Origin of the sequence: Xanthomonas cucurbitae, assembly GCF_002939885.1 — a bacterium.
Taxonomy (GTDB): Bacteria; Pseudomonadota; Gammaproteobacteria; order Xanthomonadales; family Xanthomonadaceae; genus Xanthomonas; species Xanthomonas cucurbitae.
Genome location: NZ_MDED01000094.1, coordinates 1 through 2,237 on the forward strand (window position 1 = coordinate 1; position 2,237 = coordinate 2,237).

General features: G+C 56.5%; 2 protein-coding genes. Both read right to left on the reverse strand.

Going from position 1 to position 2,237, the window contains the following annotated elements:
• Positions 1-89: 89 nt before the first annotated feature.
• Complete coding sequence (locus XcuCFBP2542_RS18785; protein WP_146090369.1) at positions 90-989, reverse strand: hypothetical protein; 900 nt, start codon at positions 987-989, stop codon at positions 90-92.
• 130 nt (positions 990-1,119) lie between these two features.
• The gene (locus tag XcuCFBP2542_RS18790; RefSeq protein WP_146090370.1) at positions 1,120-2,088 is read right to left on the reverse strand and encodes a hypothetical protein; all 969 of its coding nucleotides are present in this window, start codon (positions 2,086-2,088) and stop codon (positions 1,120-1,122) included.
• Positions 2,089-2,237: the final 149 nt, after the last annotated feature.

The window sequence follows — 2,237 nt, forward strand, 5'->3', positions numbered from 1 at the left end:
CCGCGTCGCCAAAGCTCAGTTGCATCGAAATCGTCCGCTTGGGTCGTCGGTCAATTGTCGCAGATCAGGCTGCTTTGTTCAGAGCGTCCTTAACGAAACTGCGGGTAATCCTGCACCAGGCGTGCTTCCACCGCCGCTGCCAACGGATGCGGTGCCACTGGCGGCATGTCCCGGACGAACGCCCAGGGCATATCGATCAACAGATGATCGGTCTTGAACTCCGGCAGGCCCTGGCGGCGGCGTAGTGCCTGCACGGCCAGTAGCTCGGCGGGAAAAACCTGATCGAGCGTTGCGTCGAATTCGTATCTGGTGTGATCGGTGTTTTGCTTGCTGCGTGAAATGTGGAAGTCGGCCGCTTTCTGCATCACCGCCGCAAACATTGCTTCATCATGGCTATGCCAGTGATCCAGTAGCGCCTGATACTCGGGGATGAGTTCCACCGGTGCAACGAAGTCGGTCTGCATGCCAAATGCCTGGGAAAACAGCCCGATCAAGAATGCATCGCTGCTGCCATGCTTGATGCGGCGCATTTCATGCAGGATGTTGAGGCGCTGGTCTTTTTCGGCCATCTCGATGAACAGCTGGGCGCAGGTTTCGGCACTATCCCACCACGACAGCATGGCGGGACCTGCTGCTCTCATGCTGTCAGCAAACTCGGTCGGCCAGTTGCCGAGATCCTGGCGCATGTCGCTGTACATCCCATCCCAACGAAATACCAATGCACGCAGCTGGACGGCATGTTGAAGCACTCGAGTCAGTGTTTCCGCATCCGAGCGCAGGAACGCATCGCAGCTGGCAACGTCGTAGTACAGCGCAAGGCGACCGAGATGTATTCCTGCTCGCTGATCCAGTGGTCCTGGAAGATCAAGAAAATTCTGCGTTGTGGTTAAGTAGCGCTCATACTCTTTTTGTTGCTGAGAGTACTCCAGCCACTCTCTACACTCCAATGGCAGCTTTTTCTTCAACGATGGATGAGCTGTGATCTGCATGTGGCGCGTTGGTCCTTGAATGCGAGTTGACGATGCTAGTCAGGATGTTTTCCGTTGGCCACATTACCCATCCGGTGTCGGCTCACTGTGTACCGCTTCGGTCGGCGATGGTCAATTGCCTGCGGATTGCTTAACGAAACTGCGGGTAATCCTGCACCAGGCGTGCTTCCACTGCCGCTGCCAACGGATGCGGTGCCACTGGCGGCATGTCCCGGACGAACGCCCAGGGCGTATCGATCAACAGATGATCGGTCTTGAACTCGGGCAGGCCCTGGCGGCGGCGTAGCGCCTGCACGGCCAGTAGCTCGGCGGGAAAGATCCGATCCAGCGTTGCTTCAAACTCATAGATGGTCTGGTCTGTGCCGTCTTTGCTGCGGGTGACGTGGAAGTCGGCCGCCTTCTGCATCACCGCCGCAAACATCCCTTCATCGTGGCTATGCCAGTGATCCAGCAGCGTCTGATATTCGGGGATGAGTTCGACCGGGGCAACGAAGTTGGTCTGCATGCCAAATGCCTGGGAAAACAGCCCGATCAAGAACGCATCGCTGCTGCCATGCTTGATGCGGCGCATTTCGTGCAATGTATTGACGCGCTGGTCCTTCTCGGCCATCTCGATGAACAGCTGGGCACAGGTTTCGGCGCTCTGCCACCAGGACAACATGGCTGGGTCTGCCGCCGCCATGCCGTCCGTAAATTCGGTCGGCCAATTGCCGAGGTCCTGGCGCATGTCGCTGTACATGCCATCCCAACGAAATACCAATGCACGTAGCTGTACTGCATGTTGAAGCACGCGATTCAGTGTTTCCACATCCGAGCGCAGAAACGCATCGCAGCTGGCAACGTCGTAGTACAACGCAAGGCGACCGAGATGTATTCCTGCTCGCTGATCCAGCGGACCTGGAGTATCAAGGAAATTCTGCGTGGCACTGGAATAGCGCCCGTAGTTTCCTCTTTGCTGAAAACGCTCCAGCCACTCATGACAGCCTAGCGTGAGATTCTTCAGTGATGGGTAGGGTGTGATCTGCATATGCTGCGTTGGTCCTTGGATGCAGGTTATCGATGCCTGCGAAGATTCTTTCCTCTGGGTGGCATTACCCATCTGGTCTCGGCCAACTGTGTACCGCTTCGGCCTGCCATGGTCAATTGCCTGCGCATTGCTTAATCCTACTGTGTCATAAAAATGTTATTCTGCAGGCAATCCACACCGTGCTGAGATGAACATGGCCGCAGTCAGTCACCAAGCGCGTT

Excerpts from the sequence above, each read along its gene's own strand:
- XcuCFBP2542_RS18790 (WP_146090370.1), bottom strand. The coding sequence starts at position 2,088 with ATGGGTAATGCCACCCAGAGGAAAGAATCTTCGCAGGCATCGATAACC.
- XcuCFBP2542_RS18785 (WP_146090369.1), bottom strand. The coding sequence starts at position 989 with ATGCAGATCACAGCTCATCCATCGTTGAAGAAAAAGCTGCCATTGGAG.